The organism is Flavobacterium sp. KBS0721 (assembly GCF_002007065.3).
Taxonomy (GTDB): domain Bacteria; phylum Bacteroidota; class Bacteroidia; order Flavobacteriales; family Flavobacteriaceae; genus Flavobacterium; species Flavobacterium piscis.
Genome location: NZ_CP042170.1, coordinates 2,465,782 through 2,491,163, shown reverse-complemented (window position 1 = coordinate 2,491,163; position 25,382 = coordinate 2,465,782). Strand labels below are relative to the sequence as shown.

The following is a 25,382-nucleotide window of genomic DNA, read 5'->3' as shown; positions in this document are numbered from 1 at the left end:
GAGAATAGAATATAGAGAATAGACTTTCCAATCTTTGCTCTTATATCTATTTTCTTTATTCCATTTTCTTTATTCTATTTTCTTTATTCTATTTTCTAAACTCTATATTCTAAACTCTATATTCTATATTCTTACTTATTAATAGACGAATTCGTTTTAGCTTCTTCTGCTTTTATAGCAGCCAACTCTTTTTTAGCTTCTTCAACAACATCCGGATAATCGGTAAAATTGTTGATTACGTTATCTAAAATATAAGTGGCCTGATAACTGTCTTTTAATCCGTAGAAGTTTTTTGCCATCAGCACCAAACTCTTCGCTCCGTAATATTTATAAGCCGAATAATTTTTGGCTAATTTCTGAACCGATACATTCGATGCGTCAAACTTGCCTTCTTTTGTTTTAAAATAAGCATCATAATACAATGCTTCTGCGGCTAATTCACCTTTCGATGTTGTCGATAATTTTGCGTAAGCTGTTTTCGCTTTGTCCTCATCTCCTGTTTGCATTGCTGCACGCGCTACAATAATTTGCGCATCGGCTTTTACGTTTGTATCCGCTTTAGGATTTTGCAACACTTTGTCAGCATACGTCACCGAATTATCGTAATCTTTTTTGTCGTAGTAACATTTCATCAGATTAGCTTGTGCGAAACTTTTGTTTTGTACCGCATCAGCTTCGTCATCTAAACGTTTCAATACCGGAATCGATTTATCGCAATCTTTTGCTTTCAAGTAAATCTGAGCTAATTTCATCAAGGATTGCTCTGTAAATTCACTTCTTGGCTGATCGATTACATATTGATAATTAGCAACCGATTTCGTCTCAGAGCCTTCTGCGTAATACAATTGTGCCAAATAATAATTTGCTTCTAATGAATGAAGTCCCGTTTGAAATTTATTGATATAACCCGCAAATCCGGTAATCGCCAGTTTGCTGTTATTTTGACTGTACTGTTTAAAAGCAGCATCATAAGTATCATTATCCAGTTCAGCATCTGTAACGGCCACAAAATCTAATGTACGAACCCAGGTTGCATATTCATCCACTTTTCCTGAATCTACATAAATCAATCTCGCTGTAGAAACAGCTTCTAAAGCTTCGGGAGTTTTTGGAAATTCTGCTGCTACTTTTTTGAATTTAGTCAAAGCCAGAGCATCACGATCTGAGTTATAATAAATTAATCCTTGTTTCAAAATTGATTTTGAAGTAAAAGCTCCGTTTTTGTATTCAGAAATCAACTGATCATAGGTTTTAAGCGCCTGATCGTTCTTTTTTTGAGCGACATACGTATTTCCTAATTCATACAAAGCATCATCACGGTATTCTGATTTTTTATACATCAAAAGGAAATTGTTCAGCTCATCGATTTTCTTATCATTTTTAGACATAAAGCCGTAAGAAATCGCTTTTTGAAACTGTGCATAATCTGCATCAACGCCTCTTGCTTCGATTGCTTTGGCGTAAGCTTCATTTGCTGCAGTATATTTTGAAGTTACGAAACGGCAATCTCCTAAACGCAAATACGAATCATTCAAACGAACTTTATCTTCTTTTGAATTGTCGATTTGTGCCTGAAATGAATTTCCTGCCTGATCGTATTCTTTCAGTTTAAAATAAGTATATCCAATGTTATAATTGATGTTTTTGTATTCGTCAGTTCCTTTGGCAGCAGCCAATCCTGCAAACTGTTTGTAGCTTAATAAAGCATTCTGAAAATCGGCAGTAACGTATTCTGTTTCTGCTTTCCAGAAAGTGGCGCGTGCTGTAAACTCAGGCGTTTTTTGTTCACTGATAGCACTTTTAAACATTTTTCCGGCTTCCTGATAATTCGATTCATTATACAATTCTAAACCTCTGTAAAAAAGAACTTTTTGATACGCTGCTTTATTTTCTGCTGATCTGTTTTTCTCTAATAAAGTCAACGCTTCTTTGTAGTTTTTAGTCGAAATATAAGAATCAACCAATAATTTTTCTACTTCAGATCGGCTTGAATTGTTTGGATATTTTTTCAGGAAATCAAGTAAAATTGCCGGAACAGTCTGATATGCATTTCCGATATCATAACTCACTTTAGCATAATTTAAAGCGGCATCTTCCTGAATTTGTGCATTAAAATCCATTTCAGAAGCATTTTTAAAAGCATTTAAGGCTTCTTGTTTTTTACCCGTATTCAAATAAGCCAAACCTAAATGATAATATGCATTTTGAGCTACAAAATCTTTTCCTTCAATGATTTTATTGAATTGAGAAATCGCTTTTTCGTACTCTTTTTTCTCATAATACGCATAACCTAACTGGTAGAAATCAGTATTACTCCATTTTCCTTTTTTACCCGCATATTGCTCTAAAAACGGAATCGCTTTGTCGTATTGTTTTAGATTGAAATAACTTTCTCCGATGATTTTATTCAATTCCGATTTTTCAAGCTCATTTGATTTCGACATTGCTTTTTGTCCCAAATCGATTGCTTTCTGGAAGTTTCCTAACTTGAAATTCATGTCGGCCTGATAATACGAAAGCTTCTCTTTGTATTTTTCTTCGCCTGAAACTTCATCAAAATATTTGGTTGCTTCTTTATAATCATCACCTTCATAGGCCATAAAACCTAAGTAGTATTTGGCCTGCGAACCAAATTCAGGAGAATTCACGACTTTGTTAAAATAAGTTGTGGCTTCTTTTTTCTTTTTGGCATTGAAATAAGCATATCCTTTCTGGAAATTAAATTTATCCGAATCAGATTTGCTCATGTAACTTTCATCTACTTTATCAAACCATTGCAATGCTTTTGGATAATTTCCCTGTTCGAAAAAAAACTGAGCAACCTCAATATAAGCCTGATTTTGTTTGGTACTTGTGGGATAATCGGTTACGAATTTTTCCATCAAAGCATCAGCATTTGCTTTATTGGTTCTAATGGCGCAATTGGCGATATAATAAGCACAATCTGACTGCACTTCCTCAGTCGTAGCATTGTTTTTTACATGTTCGAAAATAAGTTGTGCCGAAGCATATTGTTTATCATTATATAAAGCCAGTGCTTTGTCAAATTCCTTTAAATCGTAAGTGTAAATAGCTGATTTTTGTGCCGAAACTATGGTCGAAAAAAGGATAATTGGTAATAAAAAGAACCAGGAAAGTTTACGCATTTTAATTATATTTAGTATTCAAATGTATCATTTTATAACGTTTATAACGAAACGTTTCAGGCTTTTATTATGAACAAATATTTTAATGGTTGTTATAAAACAGCTTATTAGACTCCAAAATATTGGTTCTCAAACTTTCTGAGCTATAATTGTTTTACCAATATTAAAATTCTGTTTATTTTTATTACTACAGATTTCACATATTCGCACAGATTAAATTAAAATTTTCTTTAAAAAAAACAGCAAAATCATTCTAATCCTTTTAATCTGTGGCAACTTTTAAAATTTTCTTACTGAAATGATTCAAATTTATTTTGAATCGAAGCGTTATCTTATTACTTTTACCAATCAAATCAATTTATTATGTCACAAACCGTACTATCTCTTAAAGAAGTCACTATATATCAGGAAGGAAGAAAAATTTTATCTCATATAAATTTAGATGTTAACCATGGTGAATTTATCTACATCATTGGAAAAACAGGATCCGGGAAAAGTAGTTTCCTAAAAACTTTATATGCAGATTTACCATTATCTGAAGGTGAAGGTCACATAGTTGAGTTTGATTTGGCTACTCTAAAAGAACAAGACATTCCGTATTTGAGACGTAAAATTGGAATCGTATTTCAGGATTTTAAACTACTTCCGGACCGTTCGATAAAAGACAATATGCTTTTTGTTTTAAGAGCCACAGGTTGGGTTGACAAAGAAGGAATGGAACGTAAAATTGATGAAGTTCTGGACAAAGTGGGCATGAAAGAATACGTGAACAAAATGCCGCATCAGCTTTCTGGTGGTGAGCAGCAACGTGTTGCGATTGCAAGAGCTTTGCTTAACGATCCTGAATTTATCCTTGCCGATGAACCAACCGGAAACCTTGATCCGCAAACAAGTTCTGAGGTTCTTGAAGTATTGAAAAAAATCAATGCTAATGGTAAAACGGTTATCATGGCGACTCACGATTATGCTTTATTGCTGAAATTCCCGTCTAAAACATTAAAATGCGAAGACGAAAGAATTTTTGAAGTAGTGCAACGCAGCGTGTAATGCTTTCTATAGTAATTCCTGTTTATAATTATAATGTTTTTCCGCTTGTTTCAGAGCTTAAAAAACAAGCTGATGAATTAGGAATTATATATGAAATTCTTGTACAAGATGATGTTAGTCAGGAATTTATTCCTGAAAATTCTCAGATAAATTCATTAGAAGATTGTTCTTTTTCTATTAACGCAGAAAATTTAGGCAGAGGAAAGAACATCAACGTATTATGCTTTAAATCAAGATATTATCATGTTTTGATTATGGAAGCTGATGCTTTGCCCGAGAATGAATCTTATCTTAAAAACTATATTGAATTACTATCAAAATCGAATCCTAATGTGATTTTTGGTGGCGTTAAATATCCTGAAACTGTTCCTTCTAAAGAAAAATTACTTCGATGGAAATACGGAATAAATAGAGAAATTAAATCTTTAGATCACAGACTGAAACATCAGTACGATTTTGTTTTTACATGGAATTTACTTTTAAAAAAAGAAATTCTTTTGCAATTTCCTTTCCCTGAATTTATTCATGAATATGGATATGAAGATTTTGTTTTTATAGAAAATCTGCGCTTCAATTCAGTTCCGGTTACTCATATCGAAAATTGCTTAATTCACCACAACTCCGAAAGTAATATTGATTTTATAAAGAAATCCGAAAGAGCCGTCAACAATTTACACGACTTAATTCACTTTAATAAAATTGATGCTAAAAAAATCAGATTGAGCAATCTTTATACAATTTTAAAAAAACTACATCTTACCAGAATTGTAAAAGGAACCTATCTAAAAACAAAGAAACAAATCCTCACTAATTTAACTTCAGAAAATCCGAATTTATATTTATTGGATTTTTATAAATTAGGCTATTATTGTAATCTAAAAAAATAATTGATTATGGTATTTTTTTCTGTTGTCATTCCGTTATACAATAAAGCTACATATATTGAAAACACTATAAAAAGTCTTCTCAGTCAAACTTTTACAGATTATGAAATCATTGTAATTAATGATGCATCTATTGATGAAAGTGAAGCCGTAGTTCGTAAACTAAATGACAACAGAATTCAGATCTTTAATCAAAAAAATCAAGGCGTTTCCGTTGCCCGAAATCTTGGAATAGAAAAATCAAAAGGGAAACTGATCGCTTTTCTGGATGCTGACGATTATTGGTTTCCGAATCATCTCGAAGAATTAGCTAAGCTATATCATAATTTTCCTGATTGTGGAATTTACTGTTCTCGCTATAAAATCAAAACCGCCAAAAACCACTTTCAAACTGCATATTATTATGGCGTAGACCAATCTTTTAGTGGAATTGTAAAAGATTATTTCGCTTCAAACATGCCTTTTAGACTGACCTGGACTTCGTCTTTGGCGATACGCAAACAAATTCTCGAAACTTTAGGAGGATTTACTCCGGGTGTAACAAATGGTCAGGATTTAGAATTATGGACTAAAATTGGCATTAAATATCCTGTTGCGATAACCAATAATGTTACGGCTATTTATAATAATGATATTTCCGAAAGTCTCGCTAAGAAAAATATTGGATCGATGGCCTTAATTGATTTTGAACAATTTAAAATTGCGGAACAAGAAATTCCTTCGCTCAAAAAATTTCTGGATTTGTACCGAATTGAATATGGTTTTAAATATTATGTTTCCGGCTATAAAGAGAAAAGTTCATTCTATTTTAAAGATGTAGACCAACAAAATATCAGTTCAAAGATTCGGTTTTTACTGAAGATGCCGCCTTTTTGTTTGCGTTTTCTTTTTAAATCAAATCGCCTTTTAAAAAAATGGGGAATTAATTTTTCTGTTTATCATTAGAATAATTTAAAAATTCATCAAAATCTCTGATGTAATCCTCTTCAATATAAACTTCTGAAGCCACTACCAAACAAACAGATCCTGAAGAAAAATTTTGAAGTTCCCGCCAAATTCCGGGATTAATTAGTAAACCTTCATAAGGCTTGTTTAAGGTTACAATTTCTTGTTCTTCTCCATCTTTCAGAACCACATCAAAACTACCGCTTAAAGCAACCAGAAACTCCTTAAGTTCTTTGTGTGCGTGTCCGCCACGTTCAGAACCACTTGGCACATCATACAAATAGTAAACCCGCTTAATATCAAAAGGAACGATGTCATTTTCAATCACAGAAAGATTACCTCTTCGATCTTCTATCTTTGGAATCGATAAAATTTGTATTCCGTTATTTTTTGTTGTCATGCTGTAATTTTTCAAATTTTTGATGTCCTTTTTTTGAATTTTTAAGTGCTGCTTTAAGTTCGCCAAATCCTAATTTATTTTGTTTCAAATCAAAAAACAACTTGACAAATATCCAATAAATATAATGGTTTTTAAAAATTCTGGTACATAAAGCGCCATGAATATAATATTTTTCTTCGATGCTTTTTTTGGCGGAAGATGTCAACTCCGGATGTTGTACAATTACTTCCGGTTCAAAAACCAGTTGCTGTTTTTTAGACTTTAAATCAAATAAAAAAATGGCTTCTTCTCCCATTTCGAACATCGCTCCTAACCCGAAATTTTCATCAAAACGAATTTTGGTTTTATCTAAAATTGCCTTATTCAATGTCATTTCTATCGAACTTGTATTAAAAACATCAAACGCATTCAGATTCTTTTTAGAATGCTTGGGATACTTTTTCATCAAACTTCCATCTTTCTTTACAGCACAAAAATTGATTGTTGCTGCATCCGGAAAGTGATTATAGGCGTTGATTATTTTGATAATAAATCCTTGTTGATATATTACATCATCATCAGCAATTAGAAGAATTTTTCCAACAGCATTTTCAAACGCCACATTTCGGCTTTTAGTCAAACCTTTTTCAAATGAATTTATAATTCGCACGTTAGGATAAATTGACAGTAACTCTTTTCCGGTTTGGGTTTGATTAACGATTAAAATTTGCAAATTAGAAAAATGAAGAAACGGAAACATTTGAACTAAGAAATCTAATGAATTCTGATTCATTGTTGAAATCAAAATTTCAACATCAGTTTCCGTAAAAAAGCTTTCTAATTTATTTTCCATCTTAAAGCAAATGTAAAAAATAGTAAACGAAAAGAATACAATTTAAAACCTGCTCTTTAGTTTTGTTTTTCTATTCGGGAAATCTTAACGCAATCAGGCATAATATTTCTTATTTTTGAATGCTTCAAAAAGCGATTTCATATTCAACTTTTATGCAAAAACCATTAGTTACCATCATTTGTTTGTGCTACAATCATGAGCAATTTGTAGTTGAATCTTTGAATTCAGTTCTAAATCAATCTTATAAAAATATTGAACTCATCATTGCGGACGATTGCAGTACAGATTCTTCTGAAAAAACCATTAAAAACTGGCTCGAAAATTATCCTGATATACAGTTTATCTCCAACGAAACGAACTTAGGAAATACCAAAACGTTTAATAAAGCATTGAAGATCGCAAAAGGAGATTATGTAATTGATCTGGCGGCTGATGATGTTTTATTGCCAAATTGTGTGGAAAAACAAATTGACACTTTTATAAATTCTGACCAGGAAAAGCTAGCCATCGTTTACGGAAATGCCGAAATAATCTCTGAAAACAAGCAACATCTTCGTTATTATTATGAAGTAAATCATGAAAAGAAAGTACTAAAAAAACCTGCTACTGGAGATATTTATTCATCGATTTTAAGTCAGAGCAGTATGATTTGTTCCGTTGCCTCGATGGTAAAACGAGAAGTTTTGGATGAACTAAAGGGTTACGATGAAAATCTGGCGTACGAAGATCTGGATCTTTGGATCAGAACGGCCAGAAACTATAATTTTGAATTTATTGATTCGGTTTTAATCCAAAAAAGAGAACTGGGGAACTCATTGGGAAGTCAGTTTTATAAAAAATTCAATTCCCGAACCCGAAAAATAAATCATTCGACTTATCTGATTATTAAAAAAGCGATTGCCCTAAATAAAACAAAAGCAGAAAATAAAGCGGTTCTAAAAAGAGTGCATCAGGAAATGGTAAAGGCGCAAAAAACTTACGATATTGGGTTGTTTATTAAATATATTCCGTTGGAATTGAAATTAAGGTTTTGATACAAATGACGTATTTTTCAAAATAAACTTTTTCTAAAATACACACACAGAACTAAAAGATAAACGAAATTATCAAAAGTCTGAGCCATTACAACACCTTGGATTCCGAAGTAATGCATAAAAACCAAATTCGAAAAATACAATAAAGCAAGAGAAGCTATTTCGGCAATAATAAAAGCTTTGGTTAATTTTTTAGCAAAAAACTGATAGCCTAAAATAAGGAAAGCGACTTTAAAAACATCTCCCAAAAGCTGCCAAAAGAAAAGTTCCGTAACCGGTAAAAATTCTTTGGTAAATAATAACTGAACAATGAAGAAACGAGCAAAATAAACGACTATCAAACCCAGTATAAAAACCGGTAAAATAGATTTATAATATTGCCAGAAAATACTTTTTGTTTCTTTATTATCCTGTGCTATTGCTAATTTGGGCAAAAAATAAACAGAAAGAATCGTACTTACAAAAAGCATATAATAAGTTGAAATTCGGGTCATGCTTTCCCAAAATCCTGCCTGATCAATACCTAATTTTTCAATAACACTATTCCTCATAGCCAAATAAACCATTGGTCCTAAAACCGATGAAACGATTGCCATTAAAGAGAAAGGCAATAAATCTTTTATAACTTTAAAATCATACAAATGCCACTTTATAGCGTCTAAAAAATTGAGTTCTTTTTGGACGAAATAAAAAGTAACAAAAAACAGTAAAGAAGGCGTAATAGCAATTGCGAGTAAAGCTCCTAATGTTTGAAATTGTAAAATCATAAAAAGAGAAACCAGTAATCCCAAAGTATTCCCGATGATATTTACCCAAATTACCTTCTTGAAATGACTTAAACCATTAAGAACCGCCAATAAAAAAACCGATACGGCATACCAAGGCAAGGCCAATGCCAGAATTTTAAAAACTAAAATATAATCAAAAGCTGAATTTAAAATAGTATCGTTCCAGAAAGACGCAAAAAAATATAAAACGCCACTTAATACAAGAGCAATAAAAACCAGACTTATAAAAACAGTCGCTATTATTTTTTGTAAAACTTCTTTATTTTTTTGGTTTTCGGCTACATATTTTATTATTCCGCTTTGAAAACCAAGAGTTGAAATACTTTCTAAAGAAGTCAAAAAATTACGCAAATTTCCAACCAAAGCCATTCCGCCGGGACCAACAAATAGGGCTAATATTTTAGAGGTTATCAGCCCAATTACGATTTTAATTGCAATACTCAGACTGTTTAAAGAAGTAATCTTAAACAAAGTCGTTTGCGTTATTTTTTTCAGGAAATGCAAACTAATATCGATTTAAAACACCAACAATAAAACTAACTTCTTCATCCGTTAAAACAGGACTTATTGGCAAACTCAAAACTTCATTATGAATTTTCTCTGTTATTGGAAAAGACAAATTATTAAAATCCTTAAGTGCTTTTTGATGATGCGGAGGAACCGGATAATGAATCACTGTGTGAATATTATTTTGATTTAAATAAGCTTGTAAATCTTCTCTGTTTGAAGTCCGAATCACGAATAAATGAAAAACATGATTATTGGATAAATCCCAAAACGGCAGCATTATTTTATCGTTTTTAATTTCTGATAAATAACGTTTTGCAATTGCACGGCGCTTATCATTATCCAAATTTAAATTAGGTAACTTTACATTTAGAAACGCTGCCTGAAGTTCATCTAATCTGGAATTAACGCCAATATATTCGTTGTAATATTTTTTTTCAGAACCATAATTACGAAGCGAAAAAAGCGCTTTTGCCAATTCAGCATCGTTTGTAGTTACGGCACCGCCATCGCCCAGACAACCTAAATTTTTACCCGGATAAAAACTATGTGCGATTGCTGATTTTAGATTGTTGATTTTAGATTTTAGATTATTTTCCCGAACATCCTTATTTGGAATTTGGGATTTAAAATTATTGTAATTTCCAAAAGCTCCCTGCGATTGTGCAGCATCTTCAACAATGATCAAATCATTATCAAACGCTATTTCATTTATTTTATCCATTTCAGCCAATTGACCGTATAAATGAACAGCTAAAATCGCTTTAGTTTTTGAGGTGATTTGCTGTTGAATTAAATCAGGATCTATATTATACGTTTCCAATTTTGGTTCAACCAAAACCGGAATTAAATCTGCCTGCAAAATGGCCAGAATACTAGCGATGTAAGTATTGGCAGGAACAATAACTTCATCGCCTTTCTGCAATTTCCCCAGCTGAATATAGCCTTTAAAAATCAGGACCAAAGCATCAAAACCATTCCCTACTCCTATGCAATATTGAGTTTGGCAATATTCGGCGAAAGCCTTCTCGAATGTTTCTACTTCTTTTCCTAAAATATACCAGCCGTTATCTAAAACCAATTTCAGTTTTTCCTGAAAAGCAGTTTCATAAGGTTCGTTTATTTTTTTTAGGTCCAGAAATGGTATCATTTTATCTCAATTTTATAAAAATCCTGATTGTAAACCGTACAGCCCAATTCTTCTTTTTGTTTTAAAAGTCCGGAATGATAACCGCTTTCGTTTTCTTCATTTACAATTCCCATATCAAAAAAACGTTTTCCATTTCGCTTGTACTTTTCGATCAAATTAATGAATAAAAAATCAAGCGCCCTAAATTCCTCGCCTTTTTTTGATGTGGCTCCATATTGCGATTTTACAACATTTTCGGTTTCAAAAATGGTAATTCCGGCAATAATTTCGTCGTTTTGATAAACCGAATATTGCCTGATGTTTTCAGGAAATTTCTGTTTCAAAAGTAAAATTTCTTCTTTTGCATGAACAGGTTTTACATTGAATTTTTCTAATAATCGTGGTTCCAAAATTGTCGACCAAAAAGGATTAAAATCATCATCTTCAATTATATCCAAATCAAGATCTTCAATTCTTCTAAAGTGCTTAAGCTTACTTTTAGAAATTTGCAAAGGCAATTCGAGATTAACGGCCAGATTCATTTCTTTTCGGTCTAAAACTGCACCTCTTTTAAACAAGAAAAAATCAATTTCATTATTTCCTTCAGGAAAATAAAAATTTGGGATTGGTTTGTAATAAAAGGTCTCAAATAAATTCTCTTTCAAAAAAAGTAAAACAGCATCTAAAACAACTTCTACTTTCTCAGCTTTTAATTTACTGGCATACACAAATCCGCCGTAAGTAAGTCCCAGATGCGAATAAATCGCATTTGCGACTTTATTAGCGGGCAAAATACTTATTAGTTTTTCGTCTTGATAAACTAAAAGCGAAAAATCTTCAAAACGATCTTTGTGATATTCCATAAAATCACGATGAAATAAAAATGTAGCATTTTTAGCCTGAGCTATAAAGTCATTCCAGATTTTATAATCGTTCTGATCGTATTTTTTTACAGTGAATTTTGTCATTTATTGTTGTTGCTTCTTTTGCCACGAATCGAACGAATTTACACTAATTTTTCTCTGCATAAAATACAAAACAAATATGTGCATATTTCTAGAATTCACCATGATTCGTGAAAATTAGTAAAATTGTTCGCGAACAAATCTTATTTGTGATCAAATGCCGGTAAATACCATTTGAATTTCACGGCCAATAATCGAGCAGTAATAATGACAAGAGAAGTTACTAAGTACAAGACATCGTCTTCAAGATTCAGCTTTTTTAGGGCAAAAAATACAATTCCGCCAAAAATACAGATGGTCGCATAAATTTCCCTTCTAAAGATTGTTGGGATTTCGGTACACAAAATATCACGGGTTACACCGCCAAAACAAGCTGTCATGGTGCCTAAAGCAATACAAATTACAGGATGTAAACCCGTCATAATACCCCTTTCAAGGCCTATTAAAGTAAAAACACCTAACCCAATTGTATCAAACAAAAACAGGGAAGTTCTTAATTTATCAAATTTTTTTCTAAATAGAATTGCCAATCCAAAACCTAAAATAATGACATAAACATATTTTAAATCCTGCATCCAGCCCACCGGAGTTCTGCCTATTAAAACATCACGAAGCGTTCCGCCACCCACTGCCGTTACAAAAGCAATGATAAAAACACCAAACGGATCTAGTTTTTTGTGCATTGCCGTTAGTGCTCCGGACATTGCAAAAGCCATTGTACCAATAATGTCTAATAAATGAAACATTTTACTTTTTTTAGGTGCAAAGGTACAAAGGTCAGGAGGTACAAAGACACAAAAGGTTAAATTATTTTAACTCATTTGTAAATTTTTTCTTTAATTTTAATTTCGGTCTCGGGATTAATTTTTTGAATAGCTTCAATAAATCTTATTTTATCTTTTGGCGAAATCAAAACTGTATCAAATTTATTGTATAAAATTTCTAGTCTGTCAAAAGAAAGCGCTGGAGAACTTATGATATTGTAACTTTCTGAAATTCTCTTAATGCCTTTAATTTCGATCGAAAGATTAAAAAAAAATCCACATTTTATCCAAAGTTTTTTGTTCTCAACTATATAAAAAGTAGTCGAAAACATATAGGCAATAAAAATCACTACCAAAAGTATAATGGAAAAACTAATCCAATTTTGATCATAGGCCGATCTTACAAGGATTCCTCCAAAAATCAAAGTCAAAAATAGTATAAACCACAGGTCAATTTTAGATTCAAATTTTTCCATTTACTTCTTATTTTTTTACGTAAATCGGACTTCTTTTCAATAAATAAGTAACAGAATCCATCCAACTATCTTTTAGGTTCAGGAATGGTTTACGCGTTTGCGAATAAATTTTTGTACCGTTTTTGTACATATCAAAATAGACCATGTAGTAATAATACATTTGCGTATTGGCCGTTGTTGTAGAATAATCACTTGATTTAACCTTTTTATCATTGTTGCTTACAGTTGTGCTTCCGCTTCCGTAAGTCGAAGCTGTTGAGCTCGATGACATTGTGTACGAAACTTTGGCTGCAACAATATTATCAACTCCAAGAATTTTCTGAAGATCCTGAATTGGTGTTTCATCAATATTATTATGGTCAATTCCGGCTTTGTGCAACAAACTATTTGTTGTTCTTAAATCCTGAACCGTCAAAGGAAAAATGTTAGCCGATTTATCCAGTAATTTATTGTAAAGATCATTTTGAGCAAATTTTGCCATATCTTCAGATCCCTGCTGATTGTCTGAATTCACATACGGAACGGGTAATACAGCAATCGTATTAGGTTTCATTTCCGCAGCAACGACAGCCTGACCTGAATTATTTGCAGGAACATCCCCGCCAGAAACATCAAAAGTTTGAGAGCGTCCGCTCGCAAAATCTATTCTGGCAATTTTAGATATATCCAACTCTATTTGCATTGTTTCGCCCGGCAAAGAATATTCAACCGTTTTATCAGACATTTTTGCAATCGTACATTCAATAATCTGATAATCTCTTTTTATTATTTTATCTAATTTTTTCCCGCCCTGAGCATAAGAAAAAACAGTAATGAACATCAATATTGCGGTAATGATTTGTTTATGATTCATGGTATTTAATTTAATTTTCTTACTCCTAAACTTTCCAGTTGCTCTTTTATAAAAAAAAGGCTTGTTAAATTTATAAAATTAAATTAAAAATAAAGTCACTAATTCATCTTATTTCATTTGTAGATCAATATTTTTTTTGAGGAGCTAATCCCGCTATCCGTTCCAATCTTTTATGCCTCCCTATAGCTATCGGGACCGACTACTATCGGGGCCAGGTAAATAGTTATTCTAAGAAACATTCAAAAAAAAGAATATTTCTCCCGCAAATACACTTTACATATTTTGGGTGTAAAAATTGTAGTCTTTCAAAATAACTCTCAAAAAGTCACTGCTGTTACCGGATTGGTTTTTAATTCCTGTCACACTTTCAATCTTTGCTACCAATTTATAAATAACCTCATGATCATTTCTCGCTTCGGCATTTTTAAAAGTCTCTTTAATAATACGCATATCATTATCAGATAATTTAATGACCAACGGATATGTAGGAACATAAGCCTCACCTATTTCCTCAAGAATGGTGTGACTAATATCGATTTTATTTTTCAACGTGATTACGGCAGTTCCGGCTACCATATCGCCCAATCTTTGTGCTTTTTTACTCGAAACCACACTTACAATTGCGACAATTCCGTATAGCAGGGTAATATCTACCAGTCTAAAAAACCAGCGCATTAAGTAATCTCCAAATCCAGCCTGATAACCATCTATTTTAACTACTTTTATTTTTACCAGTTTTTTGCCAATGGTTTGACCTTCAAAAATGCTTTCTAAGGTTAGCGAATAAATAAAAAATGGAAAATACAGAATTAAAATGATCGAAATTTTTGACCAATTATCCAATCTGTCGAATAATTTACCGAGATTTAACCAATAAAAAAACACAAGCGAAATCACGGTTACATAGGCCATTTTAATCGCCAGATCAATGAAATAAGAACCTATTCGCTCGCCTGGTGAAGCGGCAATAAAATTTATTTTAACATTTTGGGTTGTATTAATAGATAATTCTGACATATTTTATATTTTAGCCTACAATGAGAGAAGTTGCCTTCATAAAACAAAATAAAGAAAAATGGCTGGAGTTTGAGCTCGCTATTTTTGGTAAAGCTAAAAAAAATCCTGATGAGTTAGCTAATTTGTACATTCAAATGATGAATGACTTGTCGTATGCCCAAACGTATTACCCAAAAAGTAAGACAGTTGTTTATTTAAACCATCTTGCTTCGCAGATTTATCAAAAGATTTATAAAACCAAAAGAACCGAAAAAAACAGATTTCTTGAATTCTTTAAAACCGAGGTTCCTTTACTGCTTTACGAATACCGCAGATATTTGCTCTATGCGTTTATTTTGTTCTTTGTTACGGTCGCAATGGGAGTGGTTTCGGCCCGATACGATCAAAATTTTGTTCGTTTAATATTGGGCGATAATTATGTCAACATGACGCTCGACAACATCAAAAAAGGAAATCCAATGGCGGTTTACGGCTCCGGCAGCAACTGGGGAAGTTTTATAGGCATTACCATGAATAACCTTTATGTAGGCGCAAGATGTTACATTTACGGCATATTTGGCGGCTTGGGAACTTTTTATATTTTTCTTCAAAACTCATTGATGCTAGGATCATTTCAGTACTTTTTCTACGATCAGGGCGTTTTCTGGAAAAGTGTCCGAGGTATCTGGATTCATGGTTCGATGGAAATTTTTGCCATTGTCATCGAAAGTGCAGCTGGATTTATTCTGGGAGCTTCTATACTATTTCCGAAAACTTTCTCGAGATTAAATTCGCTTAAAATAGGTTTTAAAAACAGTTTCAAAATATTTCTCAGTACCTTTCCTTTTACCATAAGTGCAGGATTTCTTGAAGGTTTTATAACACGATATTCTATCGATATGCCCAATTGGCTGAGTAGTTTTATCATCTTATTTACATTAGGAATAATTTCATTTTACTATTTGGTTTATCCTTTCATTGTTCACAAAAAAACAACTTCATTATAATGTTTGAACTTTACAAAAAACGACAACTTGGCGACTATATAGTAGATTCGTTTACCTTTTTTAAAAATTTTGGAAAACAATTTTTTAAGATTTTTTTCGCCATAAATGCTGGTCTGCTATTGATTTCCGGTGCATTAATGTATTGGTTTTTAAAATTTAACTTTACATCTTTGGTCGATAATAGTTTAGAAAAAACAACACCAAATGAACTTTTAAATTACTTTGACCGTGATCCGGTAATCACAGGTTTTGTAATAATTTTTTCTATAGTAATACTACTTTTGTCCCTTTTTAACGCTTCCTATCCCATTTTGTATTTAAAATTGATAGCAGAAAAAAGTACTAATAATTTTACTACTCAAGACATATTAACAGCTTTTAGAAAAAGCCTTTGGAAAATAATTAAGTTTGGCCTTGGAGCTGTATTCATTATATTTCCTGTTTTATGTATGATTATCATTGTATTGTTTTTTCTTTGTTTTGTCTTAGTGGGTATACCATTATTGATCATTGCAATACCTACTTTATTTACTTGGGTACATTTGAGTTTTTATACGTATCTAACAGAGGATAAAAGTTTTTTTGAATCTTTAAATCATGCACATCTATTGCTAAAAGAAGATTTTTGGTCTACAATTGGCGCGAGTTTTATTGCCATGATTATGATTCAGATGGTGCAGGCTTCAATAACTATGTTTTTTTATTTTGTTGGAATATTTGCGTTTATTTTCTTTGCAATAGCCAATCCTGACTTTGAGAAAATGCCTTTTGAACCTTCACCTTTTTTTTTAATCCTGATCACTATAGCATTTGTTTTAATAATGGCATTGAGTAATATCTTTAATAATGTTTTGGTGGTCAATCAGGGAATTATTTATTATAGTTTGGGAGCAGAAGATAGATTTTCGGCTACTGAAATTGAATCAATTGGAAGCCATAATGAATAAAATAATTCTCCTTTTATCTTTTCTCTTTTTTTCAGGTATTTCGCATGCCCAGGATTCTTTGGCTACAGCCGAACCTCCAAAAATTAATACTGTAAAATATACCGAGAAAGATATTCAAGTTGATACCAGTACTGTAGAGGCCAAAACCTTCTCTAAAAATTTCAAAAAAAAATATACAGATCCTGATTTCGTATACGAACAAAAAGCCCCTGAAAAAGGTTTATGGCAAAGTTTTATAGAATGGCTAGCCCGAATATACCGTAGCATTTTTAGCGAGTCAGATACCCAATCTTCTGTCAATTTTGTAACGATCTTTTTAAGAACAATGGCAGTCTTACTTATTATTTTTGTGATTTACTTAATAGCAAAAGCCGTAATCAATAAAGAAGGTCAATGGATATTTGGTAAAAACTCGAATAAAAGAAATGTTTATTACTCTGATATCGAAAAGAATATTCATCTTCTGGATTTCGAAAAATTAATAAAAGAAAGTCTTTTGACCGGAGAGAAAAGAATTGCGATTCGTTATTATTATTTATGGCTGCTAAAGGTAATGGCGCAAAATCATTATATCGAATGGGATATCGAAAAAACCAATTCTGATTATTTATACGAACTGCAACGACCTTCGCACAAAGAAGAATTTACGTATTTGTCGTACTTGTATAATTATATCTGGTATGGCGAATTTGCCATTGATGAAGCCTCATTTATAAAAGCCGAAAACCGATTTAAGAACGCCATAAAAACCTTTAGTAATGGATAAAAGCATCAAAATTTACATTGCTGTTCTGGTTTTTATTTTAGCCGTGATTCTAATAATAGATCGTGACCAGCCAAAGCCTATTGAGTGGAGACCAACGTATGCTGTCAATGACAAAATCCCTTACGGATTGTATGTTTTTGACAAGGAAATTAATAACTTTTTTAAGAATCATAAAGTCGAAAGAGTGGCCACGGTTACGCCTTACGAATTTTTAGATTCTAAATATGATGAAGACACGCTGGTAGAAAATTATAAAATCAAAGGAACCTTCATCAATATATCAGAATCCAATACAATTGATGAACAATCAATTAAGGAGATTTTTTATTTTGTTTCGCACGGAAACAATGCTTTTTTAAGCATGAAAAGTTTTCCAAAATATTTGTTGGACACGCTGAAACTGGAAGTCAATTCAGATTTTTTGAATGCCAATAAAACTCAGTTATGGCTGGCGAACAAAAAGGTCAAACCTAAAAAATATATTTTTGCACAACAACTGGAAGATTATTTTTCTAAAATTGATACTTTAAATACTACCGTTCTTGGATACCAAGGCAGTCAATCAAGCCCTAAAAAGCATATCAATTTTATAAAAATACCTTACAGACAAGGTTATTTTTATTTACACACTCAACCTGTTGCTTTTACCAATTTTAATTTATTAAAAGCAGATCATTATCAATACGCCGAAAGTGTTTTATCTTACTTACCAAAAGGCGATATTTTCTGGTATACCAAAGGGCAGCATAATGAAAACATTTCTCAATCGCCCTTGCGTTATATTATGTCTCAGCCGGGACTAAAATGGGCATGGTATTTCTTTTTATTCGGGATGTTGATTTTTATTATTTTTAATGCCAAACGCAAACAACGCGTGGTGCCTATACTTAAACCTTTGGCGAATTCTACGGTTGATTTTACCAAAACCATAGGGAATTTATATTATCAGGAAGGCGATCACCGCAATATCATCGATAAAAAGATTATTTACTTTTTAGAAAAAGTGCGAACCGAATATTTGATCGATACCACAAAACTGGACGATACTTTTATTCAAAAACTGCATCATAAAACAGGAAAAAGTGAAACAGATATTCAGGAACTTGTATTTTTGATCAACGAACATCGAAATAGCTATCACGGAAGTCTTGAGGAAGATTTAATTAGAATAAATAATGCAATAGAAAAGATTATACATTAGATAAAAAAATATTTGCCACTGATTAAAAGATTAAAATGATATTTAAATCTGTGAGAATCATTCTAATCTGTGGCAAAAAAACATAATTAATAGAGAATTAAATAAAAATATTTACCACAGATTAAAGAATTACACAGATTAGAAAAAATTAATAAATTTTAATAAAAATCATTTTATCCTTTAATCTGTGGCAAAAAAAAACAACCAGAAAACAGACCAACATGGACGATATCAATACAACAGAAAATGAAATCACAAACGAAAATGTGAATTTTGAAACCAGAATAAATCTAACGCCACTTTTAGATCACGTAAACAGTATCAAAAAAGAGCTTGAAACCGTCATTGTAGGACAGCACAAAATGATCGATCAGCTCTTGGTGGCGATTTTATCAAACGGTCACGTTTTGCTCGAAGGTGTTCCCGGAGTTGCTAAAACCATCACAGCAAAATTATTATCGAAAACGTTGAATATTGGCTTTAGCCGAATTCAGTTTACGCCGGATTTAATGCCTTCTGATATTTTAGGAACTTCGATTTTTAATTTAAAAAATTCGGAATTTGAGTTTAAAAAAGGCCCTATTTTCTCTAATTTAATTTTAATTGATGAGATCAATCGTGCGCCGGCCAAAACACAAGCGGCACTTTTTGAAGTTATGGAAGAACGCCAAATTACCATTGACGGATCTGCTTATCAGCTTGAAACGCCTTTTTTGGTTATTGCAACTCAAAACCCAATCGAGCAGGAAGGAACCTATCGTTTGCCGGAAGCGCAATTAGACCGTTTTCTATTCAAGATCACAATTGATTATCCAAAATTAAACGAAGAAATCCTGATCATCCAAAGAGAACATTTATTGCAGGATCACGGAAAACTCGAAGCTATAAAAACGATACTTTCTGCCGCTGAAATAAAAGAATACCAGGCTTTAGTAAAACAAATAAGAGTAGAACAAAACCTGCTGGAATATATTGCAAGAATTGTAGTAAACACCCGCGAAAATGCCTTTTTATATCTGGGAGCTTCGCCTCGTGCTTCGATCGCGATTTTAAATGCTGCCAAAGGTTTCGCAGCCATTCGCGGACGCGATTTTGTAACTCCTGAAGATATTAAAGAAGCTACAATTCCGGTTTTACAACATCGTGTAATTGTAGCGCCTGAACGCGAAATGGAAGGTATTACAAGCTCTGAAATTATAAAACAAATTATCGAAACTGTTGAAATTCCGAGATAGTTTTCAGTCGCAGTGGCAGTTTTCAGTTTTTCAGTCGTTATGCTAATAATAAACCTTTTTTAATGAAATTTTCTACATTATTTTTTCTATCTCTTATTTGTATTTCGCTGGTGAGTTTTAAGCCAATAAATACGAAACAGGCAAAGCATACAACTACCTCAATTTATTTTGCTAGTGATAAACAACAACTCGAAACATTGATCAGGAAAACTTATGAATGGATCGAAACCAAAAAAACGCAGGCTGATTTTGATGTTGTCGAAAATAAAAAAGGAGATAAATATGTTGCACTAAATACAAAAACCCACAATAAAATATTGACCGAACTTAAAAACTCTAATTTTTTTTCACAACAATTTATTGATCATTATAACAAAATTGCATTGAAAATTGGTAAGAATCTTAAAACCAATAAGATCGAATATTTTGTTGGAGAATTACCTCCATACGGCTCTGATAGTAATCCATGGTGCGATTGTCAGGACAATCCTGAATTGTACTGGAAAACACTAAAAGTAAACGATTTAAAGATTCAGAATAATAAAGCTACTTTTTACTGGACCTGGACAGAATGGAAAGAAACTCCTAAATATAAAGTAACTGCAGTAAAAGAAAATGGAATCTGGAAAATTGCCGTTTTAGATGGTTTTAATTATCAAAGCTTTACTAAAATATAGTACAAAGATCTTTAACCCTAATTTTATAAAAATTGAAATTCATAAAAAGCCTTTACCTCAATAACTTCTTCTTTTATATGCTTTTGGGCATTATTGGATTATTTGTTTGTGCTTTTATTTTTCCAAACTTATACAATGCTGTTTGGTTTGTGGTTTTGGTTTTAGTCACTTTTTTAGGGCTTGACATTTTAATTTTATACATCACCAAAACAGGAATCGAAGCCGAAAGAATAACACCAGAAAAACTTTCGAACGGTGATTTAAATCCTGTAACTGTCAGTATCAAAAACCGTTATACTTTTAAAATTTCCGTTAAGATTATAGACGAAATTCCGTTTCAGTTTCAGGTACGTGATTTCAAAATTGTAAAAACGATTAAAGCCTCTGAACATAAAGAATTTGGTTATGATCTGCGCCCAACTGAACGTGGGGAATATTTCTTTGGATATTTAAACATCTATGTTTCTTCTCCTCTAAAATTAGTTTCCAGAAGATTTTCTTTCGATAAAGATAAAATGGTGCCTACATATCCCTCTTACATTCAGTTAAGAAAATATGATTTACTCGCTTTTTCGAATAATTTATACCAATACGGAATCAAAAAAATACGCCGAATTGGTCATACAATGGAATTCGAACAAATCAAGGAATATGTTCAGGGCGACGATTTAAGAACGCTAAACTGGAAAGCCACGGCAAAGAAAAATTCGTTAATGGTGAACCAGTTTCAGGACGAAAAATCACAATCGGTTTATATGGCGATCGATAAAGGCCGCGTCATGCAAATGCCTTTTGACGGATTGAGTTTATTGGATTATGCTATTAATTCGACTTTGGTTTTAGCTAATGTAATTCTGAAAAAACAAGATAAAGCCGGGATTTTTGCCTTTTCTAAAAAAGTAGAAAATAGAGTTTTTGCCGAGAAAAGAGCTTCGCAAATGCAGAAAATCCTCGAAACTTTATACAATATCAAGACTGACTTTTTCGAAAGTGATTACAGCCGTTTGTATGTCGACATCAAGAAAAACATCAATCAGCGAAGTTTGATTATTTTGTATACGAATTTTGAAACCATGGACGGTTTAAATCGACAGTTACCTTATTTAAAAGGAATTGCAAAAAGCCATTTATTAGTTGTTGTCTTTTTTAGCAATACAGAACTGAATTCCATCATCAATAAAAAAACCGATACTATTCAGGAAGTTTACGATAAAGTAATCGCTGAAAAATTCATGTTCGAAAAACGACTAATCGCAAACGAACTGAAAAAATACGGCATACATTCGGTTTTAACACAACCTGAAAATCTGACTTTGGATACGATTAATAAATATTTAGAGATTAAGGCGAGAGGAATTTTGTAAGTCTTCATACAAAATATTCAGGTTTTATAATGTGAAATAACAAATATTCAATTTAAATTAAAACTAAAAAAGTATGAACTTAAAGAAAACTCGAATTGAAGGAATGAAAATCTTTAAGGTACCTACAGAGATTTTACATGATAAATCTGAAAAAACAAAAAGAATAGTCAAACAAGCTCTAATTGAAAAACCATTGAAAATTTGGGAAAAGGAGCTAAAACAAAATAAATCTAATTTATTACTTGCTAATAAAGAGGGAGATTTTTTTCAGGCAACCACATTTACAAATAAAAAAATAGTTTTTGCAGGTATTGCCCCTAATTTAATTCAAGCATATTTTGATTTAGCTTATCAGCAAGTACAAATCACAGAAAAATATGCTGAAACTTTTCATTACATCGCATCAGATAAATTCGAACGTATAAAACTTATTGATACGCCAATATTTAATCGTTTTATACAATATAGAATAAGTGCAATTATATTTATTCATCTTTCAGTAGAGGCTTTTATCAATTTCATTATTCCCGAGGATTTTATTTATTCAAAAATTGAGATATCAAATTCAAATAAATTTCAAGAGCAAATCACTAAACTTAATAAAGAAAACATTGAGAGGTGGATAAGCTTTAAAGAAAAAATAGAAATCATACTTCCAAAAATACCTGGTATTGAATTTAATGTAGAAACAAATAGAAATATTATTGGGCAAATACTGGAAATTGAACAAATTAGAAATGAAATTATTCATTTAAAATCTAAAGACTCAAACTCAAATATACATTATCGTAAAGTATTTGAATTTTTAGCTTCCAAAGATTTGAATTTGTATTTAGCAGCAACTAAAAAATTTATAAATATTTTACAAAAAGATTATATTAAAATTGAAAATTATAAGGATAATTATACTTCACAGGAAATTCATATAAAAAAGGTTGAACATTTACATATTGGAATTTATTTTGAAATAATTAAAGTAAAAGAAAAGAGAATTACAATCTTTATAGAAAAATGGGAAAATCTGACAAAAGAAAGTGAACATTTAAAAACCGTTTTTTCATATCTCAAATTAATGGAGGATATGAATCTAATTGTGGACTATTTGATAACAGAAGATTTAAATTATTTTAAACTAGAAATATTCAAAAATGATGAGCAAATAAAATAACATTTTAATATCATTCTGTAAATCTGTTTAAAAAAATTCTTCAAACCTTTGTTTCATCAAAATTGTTTAACTCCGAAAAATATGAAAAAACTAATTTTAACTATATTCGCCTTCACAAGCCTTTTATCCCACGCACAAAAAACAGAAAACATCATCATCATAACCACAGATGGTTTTAGATGGCAGGAAGTTTTTAAGGGAATGGACAAAGAAATTGCCGATAATAAAAGATTTAATCAGGGAGACAGAAAGTACATTTACAAAAAATACGGAAGTGCTGATATTGCAGAAGCCCGCCAAAAAATAATGCCTTTTTTATGGTCTGAAATTGCTTCGAAAGGGCAAATTTATGGCAATCGTGATTTGGGTAATAAAGTAGATGTTACCAATAAATACTGGATTAGCTATCCCGGATATAGCGAAATGATGACCGGAAACGCAGATAATGCGGTGAATTCTAATCATTATAAAGACAATCCGAATGTAAATGTGTTGGAGTTTTTAAACCAACAGCCTAATCTAAACGGTAAAGTGAATGCTTTTGGTGCATGGAATGCCTTTGATCGAATCTTAAACGAAAAAAGAAGTGGTTTTCCTGTAATTTCTGCCTTTGACAGCATTGGAGGAAATAATCCAACCGAAACCCAGAAACTGCTCAATGCAATGCGTGATAACTCTTATAAGCCTTTTCATGAAGATGAATGTCTGGATGTTTTTACCCATTATCAGGCTATGGACGAACTTAAAACAAAGAAACCAAAAGTGCTTTATATTGCTTACGGCGAAACTGATGAATGGGCGCATTCAGGACAATACAGATCGTATCTTGATGCTGCCAATCAGGTAGATAAATGGATTAAGGAAATCTGGGAATTTTTACAAAATGATCCTCAGTACAAAAACAAAACGACTTTACTAATCACTGTCGATCATGGCCGTGGTGATAAAAAGAAGAAAGAATGGACAGATCACGGATCTGACGTTGCAGGAGCATCTGAGATTTGGTTTGCTGCAATGGGACCAGAAATCGCACCAAAAGGCGAAGTCAAAACCCAATCTCAATTGTATCAAAAACAAACCGCACAAACCATCGCCAAAGTTATGGGATACACTTTTACAACTTCGCATCCTGTGGCCGATGAAATTAAAGAAATATTTCACGAATAATAAATTAAACCAAAAATAACAACCAACCAAAACCAATTGACCAAAATGAAAAAAACTTTAGTATTTCTTTTTTTAATGACTGTATTCAGTCCAAAATTATTAGCACAAACAAACGATACACTTGCAGCGTATTATGATAAGATCGAAAAATCTTTTAAATATGAATCCGGAAAAATCACTTTATCAGAAGGAGAAGGAACTCTTAATGTTCCTAAAGGATTTAAATTTTTAAATGCAGCGCAAACTCAGGATGTTTTAAGCAATTTATGGGGAAATCCCGAAGACAAAAGCATTTTAGGATCTCTTGTTCCTGACGGAAAAGGTGTTACACATAGCAATAGCTGGATGTTCGTAATTAGCTATCAGGGAGATGGTTTTGTAAAAGACGATGACGCCGGAGATATCGATTATGACGATTTACTGAAAACCATGAAAGAAGATGTTCAGGCAGAAAATGAAGAACGTAAAAAAGGTGGTTATCCCGAAGTACAATTAGTAGGCTGGGCATCAAAACCTTACTATGACAATAATTTAAAAGTGTTGCATTGGGCAAAAGAATTAAAATTCGGGACAGATGAAGCCAATACTTTAAACTATGATTTAAGAGTTTTAGGAAGAAAAGGAATGTACAATATTTCGGCCGTTGCTGGTATGAGCGAACTTGCAGAAGTAAAAGCAAGTATTCCTGGAATCTTAAAAAGTGTAGAATTCAATCAGGGACACAAATACCTTGACTTTGATGCCGACACAGATACCGTTGCCGCTTGGACAATTGGTGGTTTAGTTGCCGGAAAAGTTTTAGCAAAAGTAGGCTTTTTTGCTATTTTGGCTAAATTTGGAAAAATCATCGTGATCGGGATTATTGCAGCATTTGCAGGCCTTAAGAAGTTTCTTTTTGGTAAAAAAGATCAGGTGGTATCAAAACCACAAGAAGAAGAAATTGCATTATTAGAAGAAAACAATTCTAAAGAAGAATAATTTTTTTTGCCACGAATTTCACCAATTTGCGCTAATTTATTAGCCACAGATTAAAGGATTAAAATGATTAAAAAACTATAGGAATCATTTTAATCCTTTAATCTGT

The 25,382-nt window shown here is 32.1% G+C and carries 24 protein-coding genes; 14 read left to right on the top strand and 10 right to left on the bottom strand.

Annotated elements, in window-relative coordinates:
• Positions 1 to 131 precede the first annotated feature (131 nt).
• Positions 132 to 3,146, bottom strand: coding sequence for a tetratricopeptide repeat protein (locus B0M43_RS10985; protein WP_078008324.1), 3,015 nt, complete (start codon positions 3,144 to 3,146; stop codon positions 132 to 134).
• Positions 3,147 to 3,509: 363 nt separating this feature from the next.
• Between B0M43_RS10985 and B0M43_RS10980 the strand changes: the two genes are divergently transcribed.
• Genes B0M43_RS10980 through B0M43_RS10970 form a run of 3 tightly spaced genes read left to right on the top strand, consistent with a single transcriptional unit; the run spans position 3,510 to position 6,022 of the window.
• Positions 3,510 to 4,193, top strand: a complete 684-nt coding sequence (locus B0M43_RS10980) for a cell division ATP-binding protein FtsE (RefSeq protein ID WP_065448246.1) — start codon at positions 3,510 to 3,512, stop codon at positions 4,191 to 4,193.
• Entirely contained in the window at positions 4,193 to 5,080 is an 888-nt protein-coding gene (locus tag B0M43_RS10975; protein ID WP_078008325.1) for a glycosyltransferase, read from the top strand. Before B0M43_RS10980 ends, B0M43_RS10975 begins: the two co-directional genes overlap by 1 nt.
• Before the next feature lie 6 nt (positions 5,081 to 5,086).
• Complete coding sequence (locus B0M43_RS10970) at positions 5,087 to 6,022, top strand: glycosyltransferase family 2 protein (protein ID WP_078008326.1); 936 nt, start codon at positions 5,087 to 5,089, stop codon at positions 6,020 to 6,022.
• On the opposite strand, the gene B0M43_RS10965 is transcribed toward B0M43_RS10970, so the two are convergent.
• Both B0M43_RS10965 and B0M43_RS10960 read right to left on the bottom strand, forming a co-directional pair.
• Positions 6,000 to 6,422 (bottom strand): FdtA/QdtA family cupin domain-containing protein, encoded by a 423-nt coding sequence (locus B0M43_RS10965; protein WP_078008327.1) that lies wholly within the window; start codon positions 6,420 to 6,422, stop codon positions 6,000 to 6,002. The two genes, B0M43_RS10970 and B0M43_RS10965, sit on opposite strands and share 23 nt — an antisense overlap.
• Positions 6,406 to 7,254 carry a glycosyltransferase family 2 protein gene (locus tag B0M43_RS10960; protein ID WP_078008328.1) on the bottom strand — a complete coding sequence of 283 codons (849 nt, stop codon included), beginning with the start codon at positions 7,252 to 7,254 and terminating at the stop codon, positions 6,406 to 6,408. Before B0M43_RS10960 ends, B0M43_RS10965 begins: the two co-directional genes overlap by 17 nt.
• Positions 7,255 to 7,406: 152 nt before the next feature.
• On the opposite strand from B0M43_RS10960, the gene B0M43_RS10955 reads away from it, so the two are divergent.
• Positions 7,407 to 8,288 carry a glycosyltransferase gene (locus B0M43_RS10955; RefSeq protein WP_078008456.1) on the top strand — a complete coding sequence of 294 codons (882 nt, stop codon included), beginning with the start codon at positions 7,407 to 7,409 and terminating at the stop codon, positions 8,286 to 8,288.
• A 17-nt stretch (positions 8,289 to 8,305) separates the two neighbouring features.
• On the opposite strand, the gene B0M43_RS10950 is transcribed toward B0M43_RS10955, so the two are convergent.
• From B0M43_RS10950 to B0M43_RS10920, 7 genes are all read right to left on the bottom strand, one after another.
• Entirely contained in the window at positions 8,306 to 9,580 is a 1,275-nt protein-coding gene (locus B0M43_RS10950; RefSeq protein ID WP_246860221.1) for an O-antigen translocase, read from the bottom strand.
• A gap of 1 nt (position 9,581) precedes the next feature.
• The gene (locus B0M43_RS10945; protein ID WP_078008329.1) at positions 9,582 to 10,733 is read right to left on the bottom strand and encodes a DegT/DnrJ/EryC1/StrS aminotransferase family protein; all 1,152 of its coding nucleotides are present in this window, start codon (positions 10,731 to 10,733) and stop codon (positions 9,582 to 9,584) included.
• Entirely contained in the window at positions 10,730 to 11,680 is a 951-nt protein-coding gene (locus tag B0M43_RS10940) for a GNAT family N-acetyltransferase (protein ID WP_078008330.1), read from the bottom strand. The genes B0M43_RS10945 and B0M43_RS10940 overlap by 4 nt, the downstream gene beginning before the upstream one ends.
• Before the next feature lie 140 nt (positions 11,681 to 11,820).
• Positions 11,821 to 12,423 (bottom strand): trimeric intracellular cation channel family protein, encoded by a 603-nt coding sequence (locus tag B0M43_RS10935; RefSeq protein ID WP_065448238.1) that lies wholly within the window; start codon positions 12,421 to 12,423, stop codon positions 11,821 to 11,823.
• A 71-nt stretch (positions 12,424 to 12,494) separates the two neighbouring features.
• On the bottom strand, positions 12,495 to 12,917 hold the full coding sequence (locus B0M43_RS10930; RefSeq protein ID WP_078008331.1) for a PH domain-containing protein: 423 nt from the start codon (positions 12,915 to 12,917) through the stop codon (positions 12,495 to 12,497).
• A gap of 7 nt (positions 12,918 to 12,924) precedes the next feature.
• A complete protein-coding gene (locus B0M43_RS10925; protein WP_078008332.1) occupies positions 12,925 to 13,770 on the bottom strand; it encodes a hypothetical protein in 846 nt (281 codons plus the stop codon).
• 273 nt (positions 13,771 to 14,043) lie between these two features.
• Positions 14,044 to 14,787 (bottom strand): RDD family protein, encoded by a 744-nt coding sequence (locus B0M43_RS10920; protein WP_078008333.1) that lies wholly within the window; start codon positions 14,785 to 14,787, stop codon positions 14,044 to 14,046.
• Between the two features lie 20 nt (positions 14,788 to 14,807).
• Between B0M43_RS10920 and B0M43_RS10915 the strand changes: the two genes are divergently transcribed.
• From B0M43_RS10915 to B0M43_RS10870, 10 genes are all read left to right on the top strand, one after another.
• Complete coding sequence (locus tag B0M43_RS10915; RefSeq protein WP_065448234.1) at positions 14,808 to 15,773, top strand: stage II sporulation protein M; 966 nt, start codon at positions 14,808 to 14,810, stop codon at positions 15,771 to 15,773.
• The gene (locus tag B0M43_RS10910; protein WP_078008334.1) at positions 15,773 to 16,720 is read left to right on the top strand and encodes a hypothetical protein; all 948 of its coding nucleotides are present in this window, start codon (positions 15,773 to 15,775) and stop codon (positions 16,718 to 16,720) included. Before B0M43_RS10915 ends, B0M43_RS10910 begins: the two co-directional genes overlap by 1 nt.
• The gene (locus B0M43_RS10905) at positions 16,713 to 17,486 is read left to right on the top strand and encodes a DUF4129 domain-containing protein (RefSeq protein ID WP_078008335.1); all 774 of its coding nucleotides are present in this window, start codon (positions 16,713 to 16,715) and stop codon (positions 17,484 to 17,486) included. Before B0M43_RS10910 ends, B0M43_RS10905 begins: the two co-directional genes overlap by 8 nt.
• Positions 17,479 to 18,687 carry a DUF4350 domain-containing protein gene (locus B0M43_RS10900; RefSeq protein WP_078008336.1) on the top strand — a complete coding sequence of 403 codons (1,209 nt, stop codon included), beginning with the start codon at positions 17,479 to 17,481 and terminating at the stop codon, positions 18,685 to 18,687. The genes B0M43_RS10905 and B0M43_RS10900 overlap by 8 nt, the downstream gene beginning before the upstream one ends.
• A gap of 221 nt (positions 18,688 to 18,908) precedes the next feature.
• Positions 18,909 to 19,922, top strand: coding sequence for a MoxR family ATPase (locus tag B0M43_RS10895; protein ID WP_078008337.1), 1,014 nt, complete (start codon positions 18,909 to 18,911; stop codon positions 19,920 to 19,922).
• A 62-nt stretch (positions 19,923 to 19,984) separates the two neighbouring features.
• Positions 19,985 to 20,599, top strand: coding sequence for a hypothetical protein (locus B0M43_RS10890; protein WP_078008338.1), 615 nt, complete (start codon positions 19,985 to 19,987; stop codon positions 20,597 to 20,599).
• Positions 20,600 to 20,676: 77 nt separating this feature from the next.
• Positions 20,677 to 21,963, top strand: coding sequence for a DUF58 domain-containing protein (locus tag B0M43_RS10885; RefSeq protein WP_078008339.1), 1,287 nt, complete (start codon positions 20,677 to 20,679; stop codon positions 21,961 to 21,963).
• Positions 21,964 to 22,036: 73 nt separating this feature from the next.
• Positions 22,037 to 23,131, top strand: a complete 1,095-nt coding sequence (locus B0M43_RS10880; RefSeq protein WP_078008340.1) for a hypothetical protein — start codon at positions 22,037 to 22,039, stop codon at positions 23,129 to 23,131.
• An 81-nt stretch (positions 23,132 to 23,212) separates the two neighbouring features.
• The gene (locus tag B0M43_RS10875; protein ID WP_078008341.1) at positions 23,213 to 24,298 is read left to right on the top strand and encodes a phosphoglyceromutase; all 1,086 of its coding nucleotides are present in this window, start codon (positions 23,213 to 23,215) and stop codon (positions 24,296 to 24,298) included.
• A 45-nt stretch (positions 24,299 to 24,343) separates the two neighbouring features.
• Entirely contained in the window at positions 24,344 to 25,276 is a 933-nt protein-coding gene (locus B0M43_RS10870) for a DUF2167 domain-containing protein (protein ID WP_078008342.1), read from the top strand.
• The last annotated feature ends 106 nt before the right edge of the window (positions 25,277 to 25,382 follow it).

Bases quoted from the DNA above. Each gene is read 5' to 3' on its own strand.
- B0M43_RS10980 (WP_065448246.1), top strand. From the start codon at position 3,510: ATGTCACAAACCGTACTATCTCTTAAAGAAGTCACTATATATCAGGAA.
- B0M43_RS10940 (WP_078008330.1), bottom strand. From the start codon at position 11,680: ATGACAAAATTCACTGTAAAAAAATACGATCAGAACGATTATAAAATC.
- B0M43_RS10920 (WP_078008333.1), bottom strand. From the start codon at position 14,787: ATGTCAGAATTATCTATTAATACAACCCAAAATGTTAAAATAAATTTT.
- B0M43_RS10905 (WP_078008335.1), top strand. From the start codon at position 16,713: ATGAATAAAATAATTCTCCTTTTATCTTTTCTCTTTTTTTCAGGTATT.
- B0M43_RS10910 (WP_078008334.1), top strand. From the start codon at position 15,773: ATGTTTGAACTTTACAAAAAACGACAACTTGGCGACTATATAGTAGAT.
- B0M43_RS10900 (WP_078008336.1), top strand. From the start codon at position 17,479: ATGGATAAAAGCATCAAAATTTACATTGCTGTTCTGGTTTTTATTTTA.
- B0M43_RS10885 (WP_078008339.1), top strand. From the start codon at position 20,677: ATGCTTTTGGGCATTATTGGATTATTTGTTTGTGCTTTTATTTTTCCA.
- B0M43_RS10985 (WP_078008324.1), bottom strand. From the start codon at position 3,146: ATGCGTAAACTTTCCTGGTTCTTTTTATTACCAATTATCCTTTTTTCG.
- B0M43_RS10935 (WP_065448238.1), bottom strand. From the start codon at position 12,423: ATGTTTCATTTATTAGACATTATTGGTACAATGGCTTTTGCAATGTCC.
- B0M43_RS10955 (WP_078008456.1), top strand. From the start codon at position 7,407: ATGCAAAAACCATTAGTTACCATCATTTGTTTGTGCTACAATCATGAG.
- B0M43_RS10875 (WP_078008341.1), top strand. From the start codon at position 23,213: ATGAAAAAACTAATTTTAACTATATTCGCCTTCACAAGCCTTTTATCC.
- B0M43_RS10890 (WP_078008338.1), top strand. From the start codon at position 19,985: ATGAAATTTTCTACATTATTTTTTCTATCTCTTATTTGTATTTCGCTG.
- B0M43_RS10925 (WP_078008332.1), bottom strand. From the start codon at position 13,770: ATGAATCATAAACAAATCATTACCGCAATATTGATGTTCATTACTGTT.
- B0M43_RS10880 (WP_078008340.1), top strand. From the start codon at position 22,037: ATGAACTTAAAGAAAACTCGAATTGAAGGAATGAAAATCTTTAAGGTA.
- B0M43_RS10915 (WP_065448234.1), top strand. From the start codon at position 14,808: ATGAGAGAAGTTGCCTTCATAAAACAAAATAAAGAAAAATGGCTGGAG.
- B0M43_RS10965 (WP_078008327.1), bottom strand. From the start codon at position 6,422: ATGACAACAAAAAATAACGGAATACAAATTTTATCGATTCCAAAGATA.
- B0M43_RS10895 (WP_078008337.1), top strand. From the start codon at position 18,909: ATGGACGATATCAATACAACAGAAAATGAAATCACAAACGAAAATGTG.
- B0M43_RS10930 (WP_078008331.1), bottom strand. From the start codon at position 12,917: ATGGAAAAATTTGAATCTAAAATTGACCTGTGGTTTATACTATTTTTG.
- B0M43_RS10970 (WP_078008326.1), top strand. From the start codon at position 5,087: ATGGTATTTTTTTCTGTTGTCATTCCGTTATACAATAAAGCTACATAT.
- B0M43_RS10945 (WP_078008329.1), bottom strand. From the start codon at position 10,733: ATGATACCATTTCTGGACCTAAAAAAAATAAACGAACCTTATGAAACT.
- B0M43_RS10975 (WP_078008325.1), top strand. From the start codon at position 4,193: ATGCTTTCTATAGTAATTCCTGTTTATAATTATAATGTTTTTCCGCTT.
- B0M43_RS10960 (WP_078008328.1), bottom strand. From the start codon at position 7,254: ATGGAAAATAAATTAGAAAGCTTTTTTACGGAAACTGATGTTGAAATT.
- B0M43_RS10870 (WP_078008342.1), top strand. From the start codon at position 24,344: ATGAAAAAAACTTTAGTATTTCTTTTTTTAATGACTGTATTCAGTCCA.